The organism is Rhodobacter calidifons (assembly GCF_011174775.1).
Taxonomy (GTDB): Bacteria; Pseudomonadota; Alphaproteobacteria; order Rhodobacterales; family Rhodobacteraceae; genus Tabrizicola; species Tabrizicola calidifons.
On record NZ_JAANHS010000006.1, the window covers coordinates 178688 to 200361 of the forward strand.

The following is a 21674-nucleotide window of genomic DNA, read 5'->3' on the forward strand; positions in this document are numbered from 1 at the left end:
CGGACACTGGCCCGGGAAACCGGGCCTTTTCCGTTTTTCGGCAAGGACTTGCCGGACATTTCCCGCCTGACACATACCGTCACAAAGAGTGAGTTGAGATCGCGGACCTTACCGAATAGCTAACGTGCAAGAGCAGGCGGGAGACGCACCCGCCGCAGACGAGGTTGAGCGAGACGTGCAGAACACCCTGAAATCCCCTGCGGACTTTGCCGGCTTTGGTCTGCATGGCGGACGTCCCGTGCGGATGGTCGTGCGTCCTGCCCCGGCCGATCACGGGATCTGGTTCTGCCGCACCGATGTCGCAGACCGCGACCCGCTGGTCCCGGCGCGCTGGGATGCGGTCACGCCGTCGCGGCTGTGCACCGTCGTCGAGAACGGCGACGGTGTCTCGGTTTCGACCATCGAACACCTGATGGCCGCGCTTGCCGGAATGGCGATCAACAACGCGCTGGTCGAGATCGACGGACCGGAAGTGCCGATCCTCGACGGCTCGGCCGCGCCGTTCATCGCAGGCTTCATGGCGGCGGGGCTGGAGGAACAGGACCAGCCGGTGCGCGCGGTGCGCGTGCGGGAGCCGGTCGAGGTGCGCGATGGCGCGGCGATGGCGCGGCTGGAGCCGGCCGACATGCTGGAGATCGACTTCCGCATCGAGTTCGAGGATGCGGCCATCGGGGTGCAGGAACGCCGGCTGAACATGGCCAACGGTGCCTTCGTGCGCGAGTTGTCCGACAGCCGCACCTTCTGCCGCCAGTCCGACGTCGATGCGATGCGGGCCGGCGGCCTGGCGCTGGGCGGCACGCTGGAGAATGCGGTGGTCTTCGCCGGGGACAAGGTGCTTTCTCCGGGCGGGTTGCGCCATGCCGACGAACCCGTGCGCCACAAGATGCTGGATGCGCTGGGCGACCTGTCGCTGGCCGGCGGGCCGATCCTGGGCCGCTATGTCGGCAACCGGGCGGGCCATGCGCTGACCAACCGGCTGCTGCGGGCGCTGTTTGCGACTCCCTCGGCTTACGAGATCGTCGATTGCGGGCCGGGAACGCTGGGAAAGCTTCCCGGCGTCGGCGTTCACCTGGGCGATTTGCCCGCGCGCAACGCCGCCGGCTGAACCTTCACAGCCACGAGAAAGGCGTTTTGCGCGCCGGATTTTTCTGTGCTAGGACGGGCCGAACACACGAGCCGAGAACAGGGCAGGCTGCCCGGGCTGAGGTTGGATAGGCGAAGAATGTCAGGCAGAAGGCCCGGCCAGGGGTTCCTAAAGACGGCGCTTCTGGTCGCACTGCTGAGCGGCTGTGCGGGCGGCGCCAAGGAGCGCCCGCTGGAAAGCTACACGGCGGAAGAGATCTACAAGAAGGGCGAGCTGGAGCTGGCGACCGGCAAGCGTCCGAAGGATGCGCTGATCTATTTCCAGGAAGTCGAGCGGCTGTATCCCTATACCGAATTCGCCAAGCGCGCGCTGATCATGCAGGCCTTCACCCATCACAAGGCCAGGCAGTACCCCGAGGCGCGCGATGCGGCGCAACGGTTCCTGGACTTCTACCCCGGCGACGAGGACGCGCCCTATGCGCTGTATCTGATGGCGCTGTCCTATTACGACCAGATCGACGACGTGGGCCGCGACCAGGGCGTGACCTTCCAGGCATTGAAGGGCATGCGCGACGTGATCGAGACCTATCCCGACAGCGAATATGCCCGCTCGGCGATGCTGAAGTTCGAACTGGCCTTCGACCAGCTGGCCGCGAAGGAGATGGAAGTCGGGCGCTATTACCTGAAGCGGCGGCACTATGCCGCGGCGATCAACCGCTTCCGCACCGTGGTTGCCGATTTCCAGACCACCAGCCACACCGCCGAGGCCCTGCACCGGCTGGTCGAGGCCTATCTGGCGCTGGGCCTGACCGACGAGGCACAGACGGCGGCGGCGATTCTGGGCTACAACTACCAGTCCTCGCCGTTCTATGAGGACAGCTTCCGCCTGCTGAAGGGCAAGGGCCTGTCGCCGGAGGCCCGTGGCGAGGGATGGCTGCGCACGATCTACCGCCAGATGGTGCGCGGCGAGTGGTTGTGAGGATGGTGCGCTGCTGCGCACCCTGCGGCTGACCATGCTGCGGTGCCTGGACATCCGCGATGTGCTGATCATCGACCGGCTGAGCCTTGATCTCGGCCCGGGGCTGAACGTGCTGACCGGCGAGACCGGGGCGGGCAAGTCGATCCTGCTGGACGCCCTGGGCTTCGTGCTTGGTTGGCGGGGCCGGGCGGAGCTGGTGCGGCAGGGCGCGACCCAGGGCGAGGTGACGGCGGTGTTCGACCTGCCCGCGGGACATGCCGCGCAGGCGGTGCTGGCAGAGGCCGGGATCGAGGCCGGGGACGATCTGATCCTGCGCCGGGTCAATGCCGCGGACGGGCGCAAGACGGCCTGGGTCAATGACCGTCGCGTCAGCGGCGAGGTGCTGCGCGACCTGTCCGACACGCTGGTTGAACTGCATGGTCAGCAGGATGACCGCGGGCTGCTGAACCCGCGCGGGCACCGGGCGCTGCTGGATGCCTATGCCGGGCTGGATCTTGCGCCGCTGCGCGCGGCCTGGGCTGCGCAGCGCGCCGCGCGGGCGGAACTGGCCGAGGCCGAGGCCGCCCTGGCGCGGGCGGCGGCCGAGGAGGACTTTCTGCGCCATGCGGTCGCGGAACTGGACAGGCTGGACCCTCGGCCCGGCGAGGACGAGGCGCTGGATGCCCGGCGCCGGATGATGCAGGGCGCGGGGCGCATCCGCGAGGATGTGGCCAGGGCGCTGGCGGCCCTGTCGGACGAGGGCGCCGAGGGCCGGATGCGCGACGCGCTGCGCTGGCTGGACGGGGCGGCGGACAGGGCCGAGGGAAGGCTGGACGCACCGATGGAGGCGCTGAACCGGGCGCTGATCGAGCTGGGGGAGGCTCAGGCCGGGGTGGAGCGGGCGCTGGAGGCCCTGGACTTCGATCCCGCAGAGCTGGAGCGGGTGGAAGAGCGGCTGTTCGCGATCCGGGCCCTGGCGCGCAAGCACGGGGTCTTGCCGGACGATCTGGGCAGCTTTGCCGAGGGGCTGCGGACGCGGCTGGCGGCCATCGACGGCGGCGCGGCGGGGATGGCGCGGCTGGGAAAGGCCCTGGCCGAGGCCGAGGCCGCCTATGCCGCCGAGGCGGCGCGGGTGACGGCGGCACGGCAGGCGGCGGCCAGGCGTCTGGATGCGGCGATGGCGGCGGAACTGGTGCCCCTGAAAATGGAGCGCGCGGTCTTTGCCACCGAAGTGACGGCAGGAGAGCCGGGACCCGAGGGCGTGGATGCCGTGACCTTCACGGTCGCGACCAACCCGGGCGCGCCGGCGGGGCCGCTCAACCGCATCGCCTCGGGCGGGGAACTGAGCCGCTTCCTGCTGGCGCTGAAGGTCTGCCTGACCGGAGAATCCCCCGGCCTGACGCTGATCTTCGACGAGATCGACCGCGGCGTGGGCGGGGCGACGGCCGATGCGGTGGGGCGGCGGCTGAAGGCGCTGGCGCAGGGGGCGCAGGTGCTGGTGGTGACCCATTCGCCGCAGGTGGCGGCCTTCGGGGCGCGGCACTGGCGGGTGGAAAAGCGGGTCGCGGGGGGGCAGACCCTGTCCAGCGTGACCGGCCTCGACGCAGCCGAGCGGGTCGAGGAGATCGCCCGGATGCTGGCCGGCGACACCGTGACCGAGGCCGCGCGGGCGGCGGCGCGGGCCCTGCTGGCCGGCTAGGCGCCTTGCCGCGAGATGCGGCATTTCCGTGACAACCCATGCGCATGGTGCATGGCGGGATTTCCGGTCTGACGCTTCATCGCTGCGCTGCGGCGACCTATCTTCCGGGCAAGAAGAAAGGGCAGCACCATGTTCAACCTGTTGAAAACCCTGTTCCCGACCCAGGCCCCCGGCGCCCTGACGAGGCGCGAGCTTGCCTATCTTGAAGGCGCCGTCTCGCGGATCGACCTTGAACGCCGCGAGCGCGAGATCGACCGCGGTCTGTTCCGCCATCCGCACCCCTATTACTGAGCCCCTCTGGGGCGCAGGCTGGGGCGCAGGCCGGTCGGCGATCGCCCGGCGGCCGGCGCGCGGGCTCTGGCCCTTGGCGGCAAGCTGGGCTATCAGACGGCATCCAGCCAAGGGAGAGCCCGATGAAAGCCGCTGTCGTCACCTTCCCCGGGTCGAACTGCGACCGCGATCTGGCCGTGGCCTTCGCGGCGGCGGGGTTCGAGGTGCAGCGGGTCTGGCACAAGGACAACGCGCTGCCCGACGGCGTGGATGTGGTCGGCGTGCCGGGCGGGTTCAGCTTTGGCGACTATCTGCGCTGCGGGGCGATCGCGGCGCAGTCGCCGATCAGCGCCGCAATCCGCTCTCATGCAGACCGGGGCGGCTATGTGCTTGGCATCTGCAACGGGTTTCAGGTCCTGACCGAAATGGGCCTGCTGCCGGGCGTTCTGATGCGCAACGCCGGGCTGAGATTCGTCTGCCGCACGGTGACGCTGCGGGTCGCGACCGCGCAATCCGACTTCACCAGCGCCTATGCCAGAGGGCAGGAGATCCGGATCCCCGTCGCCCACCACGACGGCAACTATACCATCGATGCCGAGGGCCTTGCCCGGTTGCGGGGCGAGGACCGCATCGCCTTCACCTATGCCGAGAACCCCAACGGCAGCATGGGCGACATCGCAGGCGTCCTGTCGGAAAACCGCCGGGTGCTGGGAATGATGCCGCATCCCGAACGCGCAACCGAACCCGCGCTGGGCAGCGCGGACGGGCGCGGGCTGTTCGCCTCGCTGATGCGCGGGATGGCGCTGGCCTGAGCCCCTTCGGCTTGAGACCGCGCGGGGCGGGGCCTAGTCTTGGTCCATGACCGCAACCGAAACCAGCACGATCTCCGCCTCTGCGCCGGGCCTGCCCTGGCGTGCCAAGCTGGCTGTGGGGCTCCTGGTGGTGCTGGCGGTGGTGGTGGTGCTGGTGTCGAACCGGCTGCTGACCGACCGCTACACCGCCGACACCCGCAGCCGTGCCGAGGTGCGGCTGGCGCTGTATACCGGGAACCTGATGGCCGAGTTGCAGCGGACCTCGGTGGTGCCGCTGCTGTTGTCGAACGACCCGGACCTGATCTCGGCTCTGAAGGCGGGGATTTTCGCCTCTACCTCGGCCAAGCTGATTGCGTTGCAGGCGGAGCTGGGCGTGGCCTCGATCCGGCTGGTCGATGCGTCCGGCCGGGTTGTGGGGGCGACGAACCGCAACGTGCTGGGCACGAACCTGCGCAACGCCGCCTATTTCGTGGCGGCGCAGCGGGCGAAGGACACGATCTTCACCCCGGTCAAGCGCGAGGCGGGCGGGTTCGATTTCCTGTATTCGCGCGCCATCATCTCGGATGCGCGGCTGCTGGGGGTGATCGTCGTCTCGGTCGATCTGATGAAATACGAACGCGCCTGGGCCGGGTTGCAGGATGCGGTGATGGTGACGGACAGCGAAGGCATCGTGATGCTGTCCACCGAGCCGCGCTGGCGCGGCCTGCCCAAGGCCGAGGCGCTGGCCCTGCGCGACCCGCCCTCGGCCATCGCGCGGGCGCTGCGGGCCACGGCGGAATGGGCGCAGGAGCCGCCGGACGCCTATGTCCGGGGCGAGGCGGTGATGCGCACCGAGGCGCGCGTGCCGTTCCGGGGCTGGAAGATCGCCACCTTCACCGCCTATGGCTCGGTGCGCGAACAGGTGAACGGGATTCTGGCGCTGGAGATCATGGGGTTCGCGATCCTCATGGCCTTCACCTTCTATCTCCTGTCGCGCCGCGCCTGGTCGCGGTCGGTGACCTTCCAGCGGGAATCGGCGGAACTGCGGCTGCTGAACGCGCGGTTGCAACGCGCGATTGCCGAGCGGGAGAAGGTGAAGAAGGACCTGGAGGTCGCGGAGCTGACCCTGGTGCAATCGTCTAAACTGGCGGCCCTGGGCGAGATGTCGGCGGCGGTCAGCCACGAGCTGAACCAGCCTCTGGCCGCGATGAAGACCTATCTTGCCGGGGCGCGGCTGTTGTTGCAGCGCAAGCGGCTGGACGAGGCCCTGTCGTCGTTCCAGCGGGTCGATGATTTGATCGAACGGATGGGCGCGATCACGCGGCAGTTGAAGTCTTATGCAAGGAAAGGCGGCGAAGCCTTTGAAGAGGTTGATCTTCGGGCTTGCGTCTCTTCGGCGCTGGCGATGATGGAGCCGCAGCTGAAGGCGCGCGTGGTGAAGATCAGCCGGGGCATTCCGCGCCAGCCGGTGATGGTGATGGCCGACCGGCTGCGGCTGGAGCAGGTGATCATCAATCTTCTGCGCAACGCGCTGGACGCCACGAAAGACATCAAGGATCCGCAGATCGACATCCTTCTGTCGGCGGGCGAGACCGCGACTCTGACGGTGCGCGACAACGGTCACGGGATCACCGATCTCGAGAACCTGTTCGAGCCCTTCTACACGACGAAGAAACCGGGCGAGGGCGTGGGGCTTGGCCTTGCGATCTCCAGCGGCATCGTCACCGATCTGGGCGGCCGTCTGACCGCGCGGAACGGCGACGGGGGCGGCGCGGTGTTCGAGATGCAGTTGCCGATCCTTGGCAACAGACAGGAAGCAGCAGAATGAAGATGAAGAGGTCCCAATGGCCCGCGCAATGAAGGTGGCAATCGTCGATGACGAGGCCGACATGCGGCAGTCGATCAGCCAGTGGCTGGCGCTGTCGGGGTTCGACACCGAAACCTATGCCAGCGCCGAGGACGCGCTGAAGGCGATCGGGCCGGATTTCCAAGGTGTGGTGGTCAGCGACATCAAGATGCCGGGGATGGACGGGATGGCCTTCCTGAAGCGGCTGATGGGGCAGGATTCGGGGCTGCCGGTCATCATGATCACCGGCCACGGCGACGTGCCGATGGCGGTCGAGGCGATGCGGGTGGGGGCGTTCGACTTTCTGGAAAAGCCGTTCAACCCCGACCGGATGACCGAGCTTGCGAAGAAGGCCACGCAGGCGCGGCGGATGACGCTGGACAACCGGGCGCTGCGCAAGGAACTGGCGGACGGCTCGACCATCATCAAGAAGCTGATCGGCTCGTCACCCGCGATGGAGCGGCTGCGCGAGGATATCCTTGATCTGGGGCAGGCGGACAGCCACGTCCTGATCGACGGCGAGACGGGGACGGGCAAGACGCTGGTCGCCCATGCCCTGCACGCGGTGGGGCCGCGGGCGTCGAAGAAGTTCGTGGCGATCTCCTGCGCGGCCTGGTCCGAGGACAAGCTGGCCGCGCGGCTGTTCGGGCCGGCAGAGGATGGCGCGCTGCCCCTGGTCGAGGAAGCGCGGGGGGGCACGCTGTGCCTGGAGGACATCGAGGCGATGCCGTCCGCGTTGCAGGCGCGGCTGCTGACCTTCATCAACGATCAGGGCACGCCGCCGGAAACCCGGATCATCGCGATCTGCAACAGCCATGCCCCGGACACCACGCTGGAGCAGTCGCTGCGGCCGGACCTCTATTACCGTCTGGGGGCGATGACGATCCTGCTGCCCCCGCTTCGGACGCGGGGCGAGGATATCCTGCAACTGTTCAACCGCCTGTCGGAGCAGTTCGCCGAGGAATACGGCTGCGAGGCTCCGCAGGTGACGGCGCAGGAGGCCGCGCAGCTGTTGCAGGCGCCCTGGCCGGGGAATGTGCGGCAGCTGGTCAACATCGCGGAACGGGCGGTGTTGCAGAACCGGCGGGGGTCGGGGTCGATTGCCAGTCTCCTCATGGCCGAGAACGAGGCTTCGGGGCCGGCGCTGACAACGGAAGGCAAGCCGTTGAAAGACTATGTCGAGGCCTTCGAGCGGATGCTGATCGACAACACGATGCGGCGGCACAAGGGGTCGATCGTGGCGGTGATGGAGGAGCTGTGCCTGCCGCGCCGGACGCTGAACGAGAAGATGGCCAAGTACGGGCTGAGCCGGAGCGACTATGTCTGACCCCGTAGCTTCCCACGCGTGGGTAGGTCTTCGCGGCCAGTGAAAACAAGGGCTTGGCTGTGGGCATCAGGGTTGCGTCAGGATTTGCCCGCGCCTGAGGGGTGGCTCTGCGTGGCCCCTTCCGGCCCTTGAACGGCGAAGCCGGACTTGCCTCAGGCCCGCGTTGCATGGCTTTCTCGGCGGAGGACTCGCAGGGGTGGCAAGGTGCGGAACCGGTGGATCGGGGCAGGGCTGGTGCTGACTCTGGGCGTGCCGCTTGCCTTGCAGGGCGGGCTGGCCTGGAAACTGCACGCGGTCGAGGCGGGCTTGCGCGCGAATCCCCGGCTGCACGACATGGGACCGGGCGCTTGCCATCCCGCTGGCCCCGCGCAACACGACCCGGGCCGACGATGGTGCCGTCGGGACCGAGGCGGCGATGCGGGCGATCTGCCCGACGGAACCGGGCGAGCCGGAGTCGGTCTGCCGGTGGCGTCAGGGTCATCGAGTGCCCGAAACACGCCTGTGACAGGGCCGTGAAATTCGCCATTGCCCTTCCTGCGGCTTGCCCATAGGGTCGGCCAGAGGCAGTCCGCTGCCCGAAGAATTCTCTCCCTTGGGGCCCGGGCGCGTGAAATTCGTGTCCCCTCAGAGGAGCCGGATCGGTCGCAAGGCCGTGCACTTTGCCCGCAAGTCTTTGGATTTGTTGGCTGAATTAGGTGAATGGCCCGAAAGGCCTTTCAGTTGCAACCGCGATGAGGCGTGTGAGTATCTTGCGCAACGGATCAGACGACCCCACGGGTCGCAGACCGCTGCATGTGCCCGCTGCCCGCGCCCAGACAAGCCGCCCCGCCCGTATCGACCTTCCGTCCGGCCCGCCGGACGACCCGTTGCGCCCGGGGCGCAGTGGACCAACATGTCAAAGAAAATGCTTATCGATGCCACCCATCCCGAGGAAACCCGGGTGGTCGTGGTTGACGGAAACAAGGTCGAAGAGTTCGACTTCGAGACCGTGAACAAGCGCCAGCTGGCCGGGAACATCTACCTGGCCAAGGTGACGCGGGTCGAACCCTCGCTGCAGGCGGCCTTCGTGGAATATGGCGGCAATCGCCACGGGTTCCTGGCCTTTGCCGAAATCCACCCCGATTACTATCAGATCCCGGTGGCCGACCGGAAAGCCCTGCTTGAGGAAGAGCGGGCGATGGCGCGGGCCGAGGAGGAAGAGGACAACCGTCGTTCGCGCCGGCGCCCGCCGCGGCCTGCGGCCAGGGCCGAGCAGGTGAAGTCGGACGATATGGTGACCGAGGGCCCGTCCGGGATGGATGTGGTCGATCTGGGCGAGGACGAGGTTGCCGACGGGCCGCTGGTGCAGGCTGCCGAAGCGGGGCAGATGGATGCCCCCGAAGATCAGGACCATGACCACCACGATCACGACCACCACAACGAGTCGGTCGAAAACGGTTCTGACGGGCATTACCGTGCGGTGGACCATGCCAGTGACACCGACGACGAGATCGAATCGATCGCCGAGGAGGATCTGGCCGAGGAGATTGCCGCTCCGCGCCGTCCGCGTGCCCGGCGCTACAAGATCCAGGAAGTCATCAAGGTCCGGCAGATCATGCTGGTCCAGGTGGTCAAGGAGGAACGCGGCAACAAGGGCGCGGCGCTGACCACCTATCTGAGCCTTGCGGGCCGCTATTGCGTGCTGATGCCGAACACGGCGCGGGGCGGCGGGATTTCCCGCAAGATCACCAATGCGGTGGACCGCAAGAAGCTGAAGGAGATCGCGAACGAGCTGGAGGTGCCGGAAGGCGCGGGCCTGATCGTGCGCACGGCGGGGGCCAAGCGCACCAAGCCCGAGATCAAGCGCGACTACGAATATCTGATGCGGCTGTGGGAGCAGATCCGCGAGCTGACGCTGAAGTCGATCGCTCCGGCCAAGATCTACGAGGAAGGCGATCTCATCAAGCGGTCGATCCGGGATCTTTACAGCCGCGAGATCGACGAGGTGCTGGTCGAGGGCGAGGCAGGCTATCGCACCGCCAAGGACTTCATGCGGATGATCATGCCGAGCCATGCAAAGCAGGTCGTCCGCTATCAGGACCCGGTGCCGCTGTTCGCGAGATACGGGGTCGAGGGCTATCTGGCCAGCATGTTCAACCCGGTCGTGCAGCTGAAATCCGGTGGCTACATCGTGATCGGCGTGACCGAGGCGCTGGTGGCGATCGACGTGAACTCGGGCCGCGCCACCAAGGAAGGGTCCATCGAGGAGACGGCGCTGAAGACGAACCTGGAAGCCGCCGAGGAGATCGCGCGCCAGCTGCGCCTGCGCGACCTGGCGGGGCTGATCGTCATCGACTTCATCGACATGGAAGAGCGCAAGAACAATGCCGCGGTCGAGAAGCGTCTGAAGGACAAGCTGAAGACGGACCGCGCGCGCATCCAGGTGGGGCGGATCTCGGGCTTCGGCCTTCTGGAGATGAGCCGGCAGCGCCTGCGCCCGGGGATGCTGGAATCGACGACCCAGCCCTGCCCGCATTGCCATGGCACGGGGTTGATCCGGTCGGACGATTCGATGGCGTTGCAGGTTCTGCGCGCGCTGGAGGAGGAAGGGACGCGGAAGCGGTCGAAGGAGGTGCTCTTGAAGGCGCCGGTGGGGATCGTGAACTACCTCTTCAACGCCAAGCGGGAGCATGTGGCGCTGATCGAGGCGCGCTATGGCATGGCGGTGCGGATCGAGGCGGACCCGATGATGGTGTCGCCCGATTATTCCATCGAGAAGTTCAAGACCGCGATCCGGGCGGTGCCGGAGGGTCCGGTCGTGTCGGGCCATGCCGGGCTGATGGGCGCTCCGGTGGAGGAAGAGGACGACGCGGATATCGTCGAGGATCTGGTCGAGGAGGAGGCCGAGGAGGCGGAAGCCGCGACCGGAGCGCAGCCGCCCGCGGCGACGGGAGAGGGCGACGGCCAGCCGGGACGCAAGAAGCGCCGGCGGCGCCGGCGCCGGCGCGGCGGCCAGCGCGAGGCCGGCGCGGCGATGACCGAAGGCGGCGAGGCTGGCGACGAGGCTGGCGACGAGGAGGGGGTCGAGAAGGGGGTCGACGCGATCCCGGACGCTTCGCCCGAGGCCACCGCGGAGGGCGCCGCCGTGGAAGCCGGGTCCGAACCGGCCCCGGCCCTCGAGGCGAGCCCAGCGGCCAAGCCGAAGCGGACCCGCAAGCCGCGCGGGACGAAGGCCGAGGCGGTGGCAGTGGAAACGGCGCCAGACGCCGGATCCCCTGCGGAGCCCGTGGCCGGATCCATGACAGAGCCGGCAGCCGAGCCCGAGGTGACGGCAGTGGCGGCCGCGCCCGAGGCGACGCCTGCGCCGAAGAAGCGGACCAGTCGGGCCAAGGCGGCCAGCCCGGCCGAAGCGCAGGCTGCGCCGGCCGAGGAAGCGGTGAAGCCCAAGGCGCGGGCACGCACGAAGGCGGCAGCGGAGCCCGCGACTGAGCCCGCTCCTGCGCCCCAGGCGGCCGCGCCCGCGGCAGCCCCGGCGCTGGCCCCCGATCCCGGTCTGGTGGCGGTGGCCGAGACGGTGATCCCGGATCCGGCCGAAGCCGAGACCCCGGCCCCGGAAGCGGAGGAACCCGCCAGGCCCAAGCGCAAGGGCTGGTGGTCGCTGGGGCGCTGAGGACAGCGCCTCGTCCGACTTCGTCTCCGCGTCGTGGGTGCGACCCCGCGTCGGGGAGGCATCCGCGCCCGGTCAGCCCTTGCGGATCAGGTGCAGGGTGACCGCGCCTTCGGCCCGGCTGCCGAGATAGCTGTGACCGGCCTCGGCGCAGAAATGCGGCAGGTCGACCGCGGCCATCGCATCGGTCGCGCGGACGCAGAGCACGCGACCGGCGGCCAGCGCTATCAGCCGCTTGCGCGCCCGCAGCACGGGCAGGGGGCAAAGCAGCCCCTCGCAATCCACCATCTCGTCCCAGTCCGGCATGCGGGCGGTGTAGCCGGCGCGGGGCGGCGAGGCAAGGTTACAGACCAGCCACGCGCATGTGACGGGCTGACCCGGTGACGGGGGCGGCGAAAGCGGCTATCCCGGGCGGGACATGTTCGGAATCGAGATCATTGACGCTGCCCTTCTGCCCGCGATGCTGGTCGCGCTGGCGGCGGGCGTCCTGTCCTTCCTGTCGCCTTGCGTCCTGCCCATCGTGCCGCCCTATCTGGCTTATATGGGGGGCATCTCGGTCGGCGACATGCGCGACGGGGTGGACCGGCACCGGGTGATCCTGCCGGCGCTGTTCTTCGTCATGGGGCTTTCGACGATCTTCCTGCTGCTGGGGTTCACCGCCTCGGCCTTCGGCAGTTTCGTGTTGCAGAACCAGCAGCTTCTGGCGCGCATCTCGGGCGTGATGATCATCATCTTCGGGCTGCACTTCCTGGGCCTGTTCCGCATCCCGATCCTGGACCGCGAGATGCGGATGGATGCGGGCGACCGCGGCGGGTCGGCCTTTGGCGCCTATGTGCTGGGCCTTGCCTTCGCCTTCGGCTGGACGCCCTGCATCGGGCCGCAACTGGGGGCGATCCTGTCGCTGGCGGCGCAGGAAGGCAGCATGCCGCGCGGGACGCTTCTACTGGGCGTCTATGCCCTGGGGCTGGGGCTGCCCTTCCTGTTGGCGGCCGCTTTCATCGAGAAATCAATGGCCCTGATGGCAAGGCTGAAGCGCCACATGAAGCTGATCGAGCGGTTGATGGGCGGGCTTCTCGTCGTTGTCGGGCTGGCGCTGCTGACCGGCGCCTTCACCGATTTCAGCTACTGGATGCTGGAGACCTACGAGGTCCTTGGACTGCCCCTGCCGGGCTGATCGCCGGATCGGAGCCTTTCCTCTGGCTTGCCAGCCGTTAAGGTAGGCCGGGCAGACTGGCGGGATGGGCGTGGCAGCAGCGGGCAACAGGGCGGGCGACGGGGCGGGCGGGACCGGGACGGGCGTCTTCCGGCGTCGGGTGCTGTACATTCCCGGCTACGACCCCTTCCCGCCGCGCCGCTATCGCGAGCTGTACCGGACCGAGGGCGCCGCGCAGGCGGTGATCTCGGGCCATGAGCTGTCGGTCGCTCCGGGCCAGGGCGAGGGTTACGGCTGGCAGGTGCACGCGCGGATCGACGGGCGCGAGGTCGAGGCGGCGGTCGAGGTGCTGGTCTGGTCCGATCTGGTCAGGGCCTCGATGGGCCGGGGCATCGCCGGGACCTATGCGCAGCTGGTCCGGACGGCCTGGCTTTACCTGCGTTCGGGCGCGCTGTTCCGGCTGATCCGGCTGCGCAAGGGGCCGATGATCGCCGCGCTTTATCCGGCGGTGCTGCTGGTCTTGCAGGGGCTGGTGGCGCTGGCCCTGGGCGCGCTGCTGCTGCGGGCGACCTCCGGCCTGCCGTGGGGCCTGGGCTGGCTGCTTGCGGCGGGGGCGGTCTGGGCGGTTCTGGCGGGCTTTCGCCGGCTGGATCGGCGGCTTTTCGTCTATTACCTGATGCATGACTATGCCTATACCACCATCGCGGACGGCGCCTATCCGCCGGCACTGGAGGCGCGGCTGGCGCAGTTCCGCGGCCGGGTGCGGGCGGCCTTGGCCTCGGGCGTGGACGAGGTGCTGGTGGTCGGCCATTCCTCGGGCGTGCATCTGGGGGTTTCGGTGCTGGCCGATCTGATTCGCGAGGGCGTTGCGGACCGGCCGGCGCTGGGCTTCCTGAGCCTGGGCCATGCGGTGCCGATGGTGTCCTTCCTGCCGGGCGCCGCGCGGCTGCGGGGGGACCTGGCCTATCTGTCCACGCGCGAGGAGGTGACCTGGGTGGACGTCTCGGCCCCCGGCGACGGGTGCAGCTTTGCGCTGTGCGACCCGGTGGCGGTCAGCGGGGTCGCTCCGCCGGGCCAGCGCTGGCCGCTGATCCTGTCGGCGGCCTTCACGCAGACGCTGAGCCCGGAACGCTGGCGGGCGCTGCGGCGGCGGTATTTCCGGCTGCATTTCCAGTATCTCTGCGCCTTCGACCGGCCCGGGGACTACGACTATTTCCGCATCACGGCGGGGCCCTTGACGCTGGCCGAGCGGTTCCGGGGCCGGAAGCCCTCGGCCAGCCGGATCGCCACGCCGCTGTCGCCGTTCCGGGACGTTGCATGACCCCGCCCAAGCCGGAACCGCGGGCGGAGAGGGTGTCGCTCTGGGGGCATCTGCGGGCCTTCCGGCGCGACATCCTGTCGGCACAGCCCGCACGGCTCTACCGCGCCTGGATGGCCGAGTTCCGGACGCCCTTCTTCGAGAGCTATCTGTGCAACGATCCCGCGCTGGTGCGGCGGGTGCTGGACGAGCGGCCGCAGGATTTTCCGAAATCGGACCGGGTGACAGAGGGGTTGCGCCCGCTGCTGGGCCGGTCGGTCTTTGTCACCAACGGCGAGGAGTGGCTGCGCCAGCGGCGGATCATCGACCCGGCCTTCGAGGGCGGGCGGCTGCGCGAGGCCTTCCCGGCGATCCGGGCTGCGGCCGAGGCGGCGGTTGCGCGGATGGGGACGGGTGAGGTGGAGGTCGAGCTGGCCGCCAGCCATGCCGCGGCGGATGTGATCTTCCGCACGCTGTTTTCCATTCCGATCGAGGATCGGGTGGCGCAGGCGGTATTCCACGAGTTCCGGGCCTATCAGCGGTCGGCCCCGATCCTGAACCTCGGGGCCTTCCTGCGGCTGCCGCCCTGGGTGCCGCGGCTGCACCGGGGGGCGACGCGGCGGTCGGCCCGGGTGATCCGGAGGCTGATCGAGGGCCTGACGGCCGAGCGGGCGGCGGCGATTGCGGCAGGGCGCGCCCCGCAGGACCTGGCGACCAAGATCATGACGACGCCGGACCCGGTGACGGGGGCGCCGTTCGGGACCGGGGAAATGGTCGATCAGGTGGCGATCTTCTTCCTGGCCGGGCACGAGACCAGCGCCTCGGCCCTGGCCTGGGCGCTGTATCTGCTGGCGACGCATCCCGAGGTGCAGGAGCGGGTCGCGGCAGAGGCGCAGGGCTTGCGGCCGGAGTTCGGGGTGGTGGGGTCGCTGCGCCTGACCCGCGATGTGTTCCGCGAGGCGCTGCGGCTGTATCCTCCGGTGCCGATGCTGGTGCGCGAGACGGCAGGCGAGGAGGAGTTCCGCGGACGGCAGGTGAAGCGGGGCGCGCAGGTGGTCATCAGCCCCTGGCATCTGCACCGGCATGAAAGGTTGTGGGAAAGGCCGGATGCCTTCGACCCCGACCGCTGGTCGGGCGCAGTGCCGCAGGGGGGCTATCTGCCCTTCTCGCGCGGGCCGAGGGTGTGCCCGGGGGCGGGGTTCGCGATGCTGGAGGGCACGCTGATGCTGGCGCATCTGGTCCGCGCCTTCCGCTTCGAGGCGCTGCCCGACCGCGTGCCGGTGCCGGTGGCGCATCTGACGGTGCGGGCGCGGGACGGGATCTGGCTGCGGGTGTCGCGGCGGTAGGCGGGCAGGGTGGCCGGTCTGCGCCAGACCGTCGTCGGGCGGGCGCCGTGCCCGCCGGACCGGCGTCAGACGAGTTCGACGCGGTAGCTTTCGATGACGGTGTTGGCCAGAAGCCTTTCGCACATCGCCCGGACGGCGGTCTCGGCCTGCGCCGGGTCGGTCTCGGCCAGGTCCAGCTCGATCACCTTGCCCTGCCGCACGCCGGTCACGCCGGCAAAGCCGAGCGATCCGAGCGCGTGGCGGATCGCCTCGCCCTGCGGATCCAGGACGCCGGACTTGAGCATGACGGTGACACGGGCTTTCATCGGGGCCTCCGGTGTTGCGATGCAGCGGTCCTTAGCGAAGGCGCGGGCAGGGGGCAAGGCGGGCCGGAGGCAGGGCGGGCAGAATCCCCGGCGCCGGGCACCGGCCTGCGGGATCAGTTGATCAGCGTGGGCTTCATCGTGTGGGTGATGTTCGTCGGCAGGACGCCCAGACGCCGGGCAAGCTCGGTATAGACATCGCCCATCGGCTGGGGATCGGGGATCGTGCCGTCGGGCCGTTCCGGCTGGCGCATGTCCCACAGTCGGCAGGAATCCGGGCTGATCTCGTCGGCGACGATCAGGCGCATGAAATCGCCTTCCCAGATCCGGCCGACCTCGATCCGGAAATCGGCCAGCCGGATGCCGACCCCCATCATCACGCCGGACAGGAAGTCGTTCACCCGCAGCGCCAGGGCCACGATGTCGTCCAGATCCTGCTGGTTGGCCCAGCCGAAGGCGACGATGTGTTCCTCGGCGACGAGCGGCAGGTTCAGCTTCTCGTCCTTGAAGTAGTATTCCACGATCGGGCGCGGCAGCTGCGTGCCCTCGGGGATGCCGAGGCGCGCGGACAGCGGCCCCGCGGCGAAGTTGCGCACCACGATTTCCAGCGGGATGATCTCGGCCATGCGGACCAGCTGTTCGCGCATGTTCAGCCGGCGGATGAAATGGGTGGGCACGCCGATCTGGTTCAGCCCGGACATGAAGAATTCGGACAGCCGGTTGTTCAGCACGCCCTTGCCCTCCAGCGTCGAGGGCACCGCCACCGATGAGCTGCTGTCGTCCTTGAAATACTGGACCAGGGTTCCCGGCTCGGGGCCCTCATACAGGATCTTGGCCTTGCCTTCGTAGACCTTCTTGCGCCGTGCCATGGTTCACTCGTTCAGGGGGGTGCGGCAGACGGACATCCTTCGTCCCGCCGCTTTTCTTGGCCTATAGTCCAAGGGGGCCATACCCGCAAGGCGCGAGCCGCCGGACAAGGTGGCCGACGGGTCCGAAGGGGCTTGCGGCGACGGGGGCGGATGGGCATATGGGAAGAAGCAGCAGACCTGTTGGGGGAGCCCATGACCACGTTCGACGATCGCGAAACCGCCTTCGAGGCCAAGTTCGCCCATGACAGCGAAATGCAGTTCCGGGCCGAGGCGCGGCGGAACAAGCTTCTGGGGCTGTGGGCGGCCGGTCTGATGGGCCTGTCGGAAGACGAGGCGGCGGCCTACGCCACTTCGGTCGTCGAAGCCGATTTCGAGGAAGCCGGCGCCGAGGATGTGGTGCGCAAGGTCGTGGCCGATCTGGCCGGCAAGGCCAGCGCCGACGAGGTGCGCGCCAAGTTGCAGGAGCTGCTGGCCGTCGCCAAGGCCCAGATCATGAACGAGTTCTGATCCGGCCGCTGCCGGTTGCGGCACGGACGGGGGCTTTCGCAGGGGCGCGGTCCGCGGGGCCGCGCCTTTCTGCTGGCAGCCGTCCGGCCCTGCCAGGGCCTGCCTGTCGCGGCCCGGGCCGGAGTTGAGCCCGACCCCATGATGTCATGCGGAATATGAAATTGCCTCGGCCCGCGACCCGTGGCAGAGGTGACGGGACTGTCCCTGTCCGATCACCTGAAGGAAGCTGCGATGACCGATCCCCTGACCCGGATACTTGCCACCCGCGACTGGCTGATGGCCGACGGGGCGACGGGGACGAACCTGTTCAACATGGGTCTGTCGTCGGGCGAACCGCCGGAGCTGTGGAACATCGAGAAGCCCGAGAACATCCGCAAGCTTTACGGCGATGCGGTGGCGGCGGGGTCGGATCTGTTTCTGACCAACACCTTCGGCGGCAATGCGTCGCGGCTGAAGCTGCACAATGCGCAAGGTCGGGTGCGCGAGCTGAACCGGGTCGGCGCCGCGCTGGGCCGCGAGATCGCCGACAGGGCCGGGCGCACGGTGATCGTCGCGGGTTCGATGGGCCCCACGGGCGAGATCTTCGAGCCGATGGGCACGCTGACGCACGAGCTTGCGGTCGAGATGTTCCACGAACAGGCCGAGGCGCTGAAGGAAGGCGGCGCGGATGTGCTGTGGGTCGAGACGATCTCGGCGCCCGAGGAGTATCGTGCGGCGGCCGATGCGGCGCTGCGCGCCGACATGCCCTGGTGCGGCACGATGAGCTTTGACACGGCAGGGCGGACGATGATGGGCGTGACCTCGGCCGCGATGGCCGAGATGGTCGAACGCCTGATCAACCCGCCGATCGCCTTCGGCGCGAATTGCGGGGTGGGGGCCTCCGACCTGCTGCGCACGGTGCTGGGCTTTGTCGCCACCGGGACGGAGCGGCCGATCATCGCCAAGGGCAATGCGGGGATCCCGAAGTATCACGACGGCCATATCCATTACGACGGGACGCCGGAACTGATGGCGGAATATGCGGTGATGGCGCGGGATGCGGGCGTGCGGATCATCGGCGGCTGCTGCGGCACGATGCCGGAACATCTGCGGGCGATGCGGGTGGCGCTGGAGAGCCGGCCGCGGGGCAACCGCCCGACGCTGGATGCGATCCAGGCCAGGCTGGGCGCGTTCTCTTCGGCCTCGGACGGGACGGGGGAGGACGCGGGCGCCGGCCGGCGGGAACGGCGCGGGCGTCGGGGCTGAACGGTCGGGGCTGAACGGTCGGGGCGGGCGCAAGATCCTTCGAAGGATCTTGCCGGAACCTTTCGAAAAGTTTCGGCCCTGGACGGGTTGTCTCAGAACAGCGTCAACTGGTCGCCTCGCCTTGGCGGGGGTGTGAAGAGGTCGCAGCGCAGGGCGGGCAGGCCTTCGCCAAGTCCCAGCCGCCTGCGCGCCAGATCGGCGCGGCGGTGGATCAGCTCGGCCCAGAGGCCCTGGCCGCGCATCCGGGTGCCGAATTCCGGGTCGTAGTCGCGCCCGCCGTGCAACTCGCGCACCCGGCCCATGACCCGGGCGGCGCGGTCGGGAAAGGTGGTTTCCAGCCAGCGGCGGAACAGATCGGCCACTTCGCGCGGCAGGCGCAGGGGGATGGTGTTGGCCGCCCGCGCCCCGGCATCGCGGCCCGCCTGCATCACCGCCTCAAGCTCGTGGTCGGTCAGCGCCGGGATCAGCGGCGAGATCTGGATGCGCACCGGAATGCCCGCCCGTGCCAGCCGTTCGATGATCTGCAACCGGCGGCGCGGGGCGGGCGCGCGCGGTTCCATCCTGCGGGCAAGGCCCTCGTCCAGGGTGGTGACGCTGATCGAGACCGAGGCCAGCCCTTCTGCGGCCATGGGCGCGATCAGGTCGATGTCGCGTTCGATGGTGGTGCCGCGCGTGGTGATCCAGACCGGATGGCGGAAGGCCGCAAGCACGGCAAGCACTTCGCGCATCAGGCCGTGGTCGCGTTCCACCGGTTGATAGGGGTCGGTATTGGTGCCGATGGCGATGGGGGCGACCTTGTAGGATGGACGGCGCAGCTCTCCCTCCAGCACCGCGGCGATGCCGGGGCGGGCGATGAGGCGGGTCTCGAAGTCGAGCCCGGGCGAGAGGTTGAGGTAGGCGTGGCTGGGCCGGGCATAGCAGTAGATGCAGCCGTGCTCGCAGCCCCGGTAGGGGTTGACCGATCGGTCGAAGGGCAGGTCGGGCGAGCGGTTGAAGCTGAGTGCCGAGCGGGGGCGTTCCAGCCGCACCTCGGTTGCGACCAGGCGTTCGTCCTCGGGCAGGTCCCAGCCGTCGTCGAAGGCGACGCGGTCCGTCGCCTCGTACCGGCCGGCGCGGTTGGTATCGGCCCCGCGCGCCCGCAGGCGCTGGCCGGGAAGCAGGCTGTCGGGTCGGCTCATGCCGCAAGTCTAGAACCAAACGGGAACATACACCAGAACTTTCCCGCCCGCGACGGCTTTCTGTCGGCTTTCATCCGGTGTATGTCGCTTGGCGAATAGTGGGTGCGTCGCTTTGCGACCATCACCATGCAAACCCTTCCGCTTGGAGCGCGCCCCATGGCCGATGACGAAGAGATCATCCTGTCCGAACTTTCGGATGACGAGCTTGTGTTGCAGATGCACGACGACCTCTACGACGGTCTCAAGGAAGAAATCGAAGAGGGTGTGCGCATCCTGATCGAGCGCGGCTGGACCCCCTATGACGTGCTGACCAAGGCGCTGGTGGCGGGCATGACCATCGTCGGCGCCGACTTCCGCGACGGCATCCTGTTCGTGCCCGAGGTGCTGCTGGCCGCCAATGCGATGAAGGCGGGGATGGCGATCCTGAAGCCCCTGCTGGTGGAAACCGGCGCGCCGCGCATGGGCAAGATGGTGATCGGCACCGTGAAGGGCGACATTCACGACATCGGCAAGAACCTTGTGGCGATGATGATGGAAGGCGCGGGTTTCGAGGTGAAGGACCTGGGGATCAACAACTCGGTCGAGAAATACATCGAGGCGCTGGAAGCGGAAAAGCCCGACATCCTGGGCATGTCGGCGCTGTTGACCACCACCATGCCCTACATGAAGGTCGTGATCGACACGATGAAGGAAAAGGGCCTGCGCGACGATTACATCGTGCTGGTGGGTGGCGCGCCCCTGAACGAGGAATTCGGCAAGGCCATCGGTGCCGACGCCTATTGCCGCGATGCCGCCGTGGCGGTGGAAACCGCCAAGCAGTTCGTGGCGCGCAAGCACAACCAGCTGAGCGGCTGATCCGGGCGCCACAGGCCCGTGCCGACACGGGCCTGTGACCGGCGAAGGGCTTGCATGCCGGTCGAAGCGGGCGCAGATTGACGGTCAGGGAGACCGACCATGCCCTTGACGCATTTCCTTGCACTGATCGCGCTGGTGATCCTTGCCGCCGGGCTGACGCTGTGGCTGGCGGTCTGGTCGGGGATCCCGCTGGCGGCGCTGCTGTTCGCCACGCTGTCGGCCAGCCTGATCCTGACCTGGACAAGGGTCGGGCGCTAGGCGCCGGGATGGACGACCTTTCCCTTTCGGACTCCGGCCTTGCCCCCGCACGGGAGGGCAGCGTCCTGCTGATCGCCTGCGGGGCGCTGGCGCATGAGATCCTGGCGCTGAAGGCGACGAACGGCTGGTCGCACCTGGACCTGCAATGCCTGCCGGCCAAGCTGCATCTCTGGCCCGACCGGATCATCCCGGCGGTCGAGGCGGCGGTCGAGAAGGCGCGGGGACAGTATGAGACGATCTTCGTGGTCTATGCCGATTGCGGCACCGGGGGGCTGCTGAAGGCGGCCTGCGACCGGCTGGGGGTCGAGATGGTGGAAGGCCCGCATTGCTATGCCTTCTTCGAGGGCAACGCCGCCTTCGCCGCCCGGGCCGAGACCGAATTCGACGCCTTCTACCTGACCGATTTCCTGGTGCGGCAGTTCGATGCCTTCGTCTGGAAGCCGATGGGCCTGGACCGCCACCCCGAGCTGCGGGACATGTATTTCGGCAATTACCGCAAGCTGGTCTATCTGGCGCAGCTGGACGATCCGGCGCTGGACGCGAAGGCGGCCGATTGTGCCCGGCGGCTGGGGCTGGACTATGAGCGGCGCCTTACCGGATATGGCGACCTTTCCACCACGCTGGAGCGGGTGGCGGGGGAACGGGCGGCGGGCTAAAGCTCGATCTCGCCGTTCGGGCCGGGCTGGGGGTCAGGCGGCAGCGGCCGCGGCTTCAGCGGCACGTTGCGGCGGATCAGGATGTCGCCGTTCGGCAGCATCACCGGTGCGTCGTAGTTGCCGATGTCGTCGATCAGCGCGATCAGCTGGCGCAGCTTCGGCCCCAGTTCGGCGCCCAGACCCTGAAGCGCCGGGCCGGCCTCTTCCAGCGCCTTGCCCATTTCGTCCAGCGCGGGCTGCATTTCGGACATCATGCCGCGCAGCACCAGTTTCATGCCCTCTTCCATCAGGCTGAACCCCTCGTCCGTCGCCCGGGGGGCAACGGGAGGCTCTTCGGCGAAGGCCGGCGCCGCGACAAGGCAGAGGGCAAGGGCGAGTCTCATGGCCC

21 protein-coding genes are annotated in these 21674 nt (G+C 68.6%); 16 read left to right on the forward strand and 5 right to left on the reverse strand.

Translation table 11 applies throughout. The features are described from left to right. The first annotated feature begins 175 nt into the window (after window positions 1-175). From lpxC to G8O29_RS10120, 8 genes are all read left to right on the forward strand, one after another. Window positions 176-1105 carry a UDP-3-O-acyl-N-acetylglucosamine deacetylase gene (gene lpxC / locus G8O29_RS10085; protein ID WP_166403109.1) on the forward strand — a complete coding sequence of 310 codons (930 nt, stop codon included), beginning with the start codon at window positions 176-178 and terminating at the stop codon, window positions 1103-1105. Between the two features lie 117 nt (window positions 1106-1222). Beyond that, window positions 1223-2062, forward strand: a complete 840-nt coding sequence (locus tag G8O29_RS10090; RefSeq protein ID WP_166403110.1) for an outer membrane protein assembly factor BamD — start codon at window positions 1223-1225, stop codon at window positions 2060-2062. Between the two features lie 34 nt (window positions 2063-2096). Beyond that, complete coding sequence (gene recN / locus G8O29_RS10095) at window positions 2097-3740, forward strand: DNA repair protein RecN (RefSeq protein ID WP_166403111.1); 1644 nt, start codon at window positions 2097-2099, stop codon at window positions 3738-3740. 129 nt (window positions 3741-3869) lie between these two features. Next, complete coding sequence (locus G8O29_RS10100; RefSeq protein ID WP_166403112.1) at window positions 3870-4031, forward strand: DUF3563 family protein; 162 nt, start codon at window positions 3870-3872, stop codon at window positions 4029-4031. Between the two features lie 122 nt (window positions 4032-4153). Further along, a complete protein-coding gene (gene purQ, locus G8O29_RS10105) occupies window positions 4154-4822 on the forward strand; it encodes a phosphoribosylformylglycinamidine synthase subunit PurQ (protein WP_166403113.1) in 669 nt (222 codons plus the stop codon). Between the two features lie 46 nt (window positions 4823-4868). Next, window positions 4869-6629, forward strand: a complete 1761-nt coding sequence (locus G8O29_RS10110; RefSeq protein WP_166403114.1) for a sensor histidine kinase — start codon at window positions 4869-4871, stop codon at window positions 6627-6629. Between the two features lie 16 nt (window positions 6630-6645). Further along, window positions 6646-7974, forward strand: a complete 1329-nt coding sequence (locus G8O29_RS10115) for a sigma-54-dependent transcriptional regulator (protein WP_166403115.1) — start codon at window positions 6646-6648, stop codon at window positions 7972-7974. Between the two features lie 892 nt (window positions 7975-8866). Further along, complete coding sequence (locus G8O29_RS10120) at window positions 8867-11623, forward strand: Rne/Rng family ribonuclease (protein ID WP_166403116.1); 2757 nt, start codon at window positions 8867-8869, stop codon at window positions 11621-11623. Between the two features lie 72 nt (window positions 11624-11695). Here the strand turns inward: G8O29_RS10120 and G8O29_RS10125 are convergent, their stop codons facing one another. Beyond that, window positions 11696-11926 (reverse strand): sulfurtransferase TusA family protein, encoded by a 231-nt coding sequence (locus G8O29_RS10125; protein ID WP_166403117.1) that lies wholly within the window; start codon window positions 11924-11926, stop codon window positions 11696-11698. A 112-nt stretch (window positions 11927-12038) separates the two neighbouring features. Between G8O29_RS10125 and G8O29_RS10130 the strand changes: the two genes are divergently transcribed. The 3 genes from G8O29_RS10130 to G8O29_RS10140 all read left to right on the forward strand — a co-directional run bounded on the left by G8O29_RS10130 (window position 12039) and on the right by G8O29_RS10140 (window position 15416). After that, window positions 12039-12794: a cytochrome c biogenesis CcdA family protein gene (locus G8O29_RS10130; protein ID WP_166403118.1), complete on the forward strand. Its 756-nt coding sequence runs from the start codon at window positions 12039-12041 to the stop codon at window positions 12792-12794. A 64-nt stretch (window positions 12795-12858) separates the two neighbouring features. Next, window positions 12859-14094 (forward strand): hypothetical protein, encoded by a 1236-nt coding sequence (locus tag G8O29_RS10135; protein WP_166403119.1) that lies wholly within the window; start codon window positions 12859-12861, stop codon window positions 14092-14094. Beyond that, window positions 14091-15416 carry a cytochrome P450 gene (locus G8O29_RS10140; protein WP_166403120.1) on the forward strand — a complete coding sequence of 442 codons (1326 nt, stop codon included), beginning with the start codon at window positions 14091-14093 and terminating at the stop codon, window positions 15414-15416. Before G8O29_RS10135 ends, G8O29_RS10140 begins: the two co-directional genes overlap by 4 nt. Before the next feature lie 65 nt (window positions 15417-15481). Here G8O29_RS10140 and purS read toward each other — a convergent pair whose 3' ends face one another. After that, window positions 15482-15721, reverse strand: a complete 240-nt coding sequence (purS, locus tag G8O29_RS10145; protein ID WP_166403121.1) for a phosphoribosylformylglycinamidine synthase subunit PurS — start codon at window positions 15719-15721, stop codon at window positions 15482-15484. A gap of 113 nt (window positions 15722-15834) precedes the next feature. Then, the gene (locus G8O29_RS10150) at window positions 15835-16587 is read right to left on the reverse strand and encodes a phosphoribosylaminoimidazolesuccinocarboxamide synthase (RefSeq protein ID WP_166403122.1); all 753 of its coding nucleotides are present in this window, start codon (window positions 16585-16587) and stop codon (window positions 15835-15837) included. Between the two features lie 192 nt (window positions 16588-16779). Here G8O29_RS10150 and G8O29_RS10155 point away from each other — a divergent pair, with 192 nt between their 5' ends. Next, window positions 16780-17094 (forward strand): DUF1476 domain-containing protein, encoded by a 315-nt coding sequence (locus tag G8O29_RS10155; protein ID WP_166403123.1) that lies wholly within the window; start codon window positions 16780-16782, stop codon window positions 17092-17094. 231 nt (window positions 17095-17325) lie between these two features. Next, window positions 17326-18339, forward strand: coding sequence for a betaine--homocysteine S-methyltransferase (gene bmt, locus G8O29_RS10160; protein WP_166403185.1), 1014 nt, complete (start codon window positions 17326-17328; stop codon window positions 18337-18339). Between the two features lie 92 nt (window positions 18340-18431). Here bmt and G8O29_RS10165 read toward each other — a convergent pair whose 3' ends face one another. Beyond that, window positions 18432-19517 carry a PA0069 family radical SAM protein gene (locus G8O29_RS10165; protein WP_166403124.1) on the reverse strand — a complete coding sequence of 362 codons (1086 nt, stop codon included), beginning with the start codon at window positions 19515-19517 and terminating at the stop codon, window positions 18432-18434. Window positions 19518-19673: 156 nt separating this feature from the next. On the opposite strand from G8O29_RS10165, the gene G8O29_RS10170 reads away from it, so the two are divergent. The 3 genes from G8O29_RS10170 to G8O29_RS10180 all read left to right on the forward strand — a co-directional run bounded on the left by G8O29_RS10170 (window position 19674) and on the right by G8O29_RS10180 (window position 21286). Then, complete coding sequence (locus G8O29_RS10170) at window positions 19674-20372, forward strand: corrinoid protein (protein WP_166403125.1); 699 nt, start codon at window positions 19674-19676, stop codon at window positions 20370-20372. A gap of 99 nt (window positions 20373-20471) precedes the next feature. Further along, window positions 20472-20630, forward strand: a complete 159-nt coding sequence (locus G8O29_RS10175; RefSeq protein WP_166403126.1) for a hypothetical protein — start codon at window positions 20472-20474, stop codon at window positions 20628-20630. An 8-nt stretch (window positions 20631-20638) separates the two neighbouring features. After that, a complete protein-coding gene (locus G8O29_RS10180; protein ID WP_166403127.1) occupies window positions 20639-21286 on the forward strand; it encodes a DUF1638 domain-containing protein in 648 nt (215 codons plus the stop codon). Here the strand turns inward: G8O29_RS10180 and G8O29_RS10185 are convergent. Beyond that, window positions 21283-21669, reverse strand: a complete 387-nt coding sequence (locus tag G8O29_RS10185; RefSeq protein ID WP_166403128.1) for a hypothetical protein — start codon at window positions 21667-21669, stop codon at window positions 21283-21285. The two genes, G8O29_RS10180 and G8O29_RS10185, sit on opposite strands and share 4 nt — an antisense overlap. Window positions 21670-21674 lie beyond the last annotated feature (5 nt).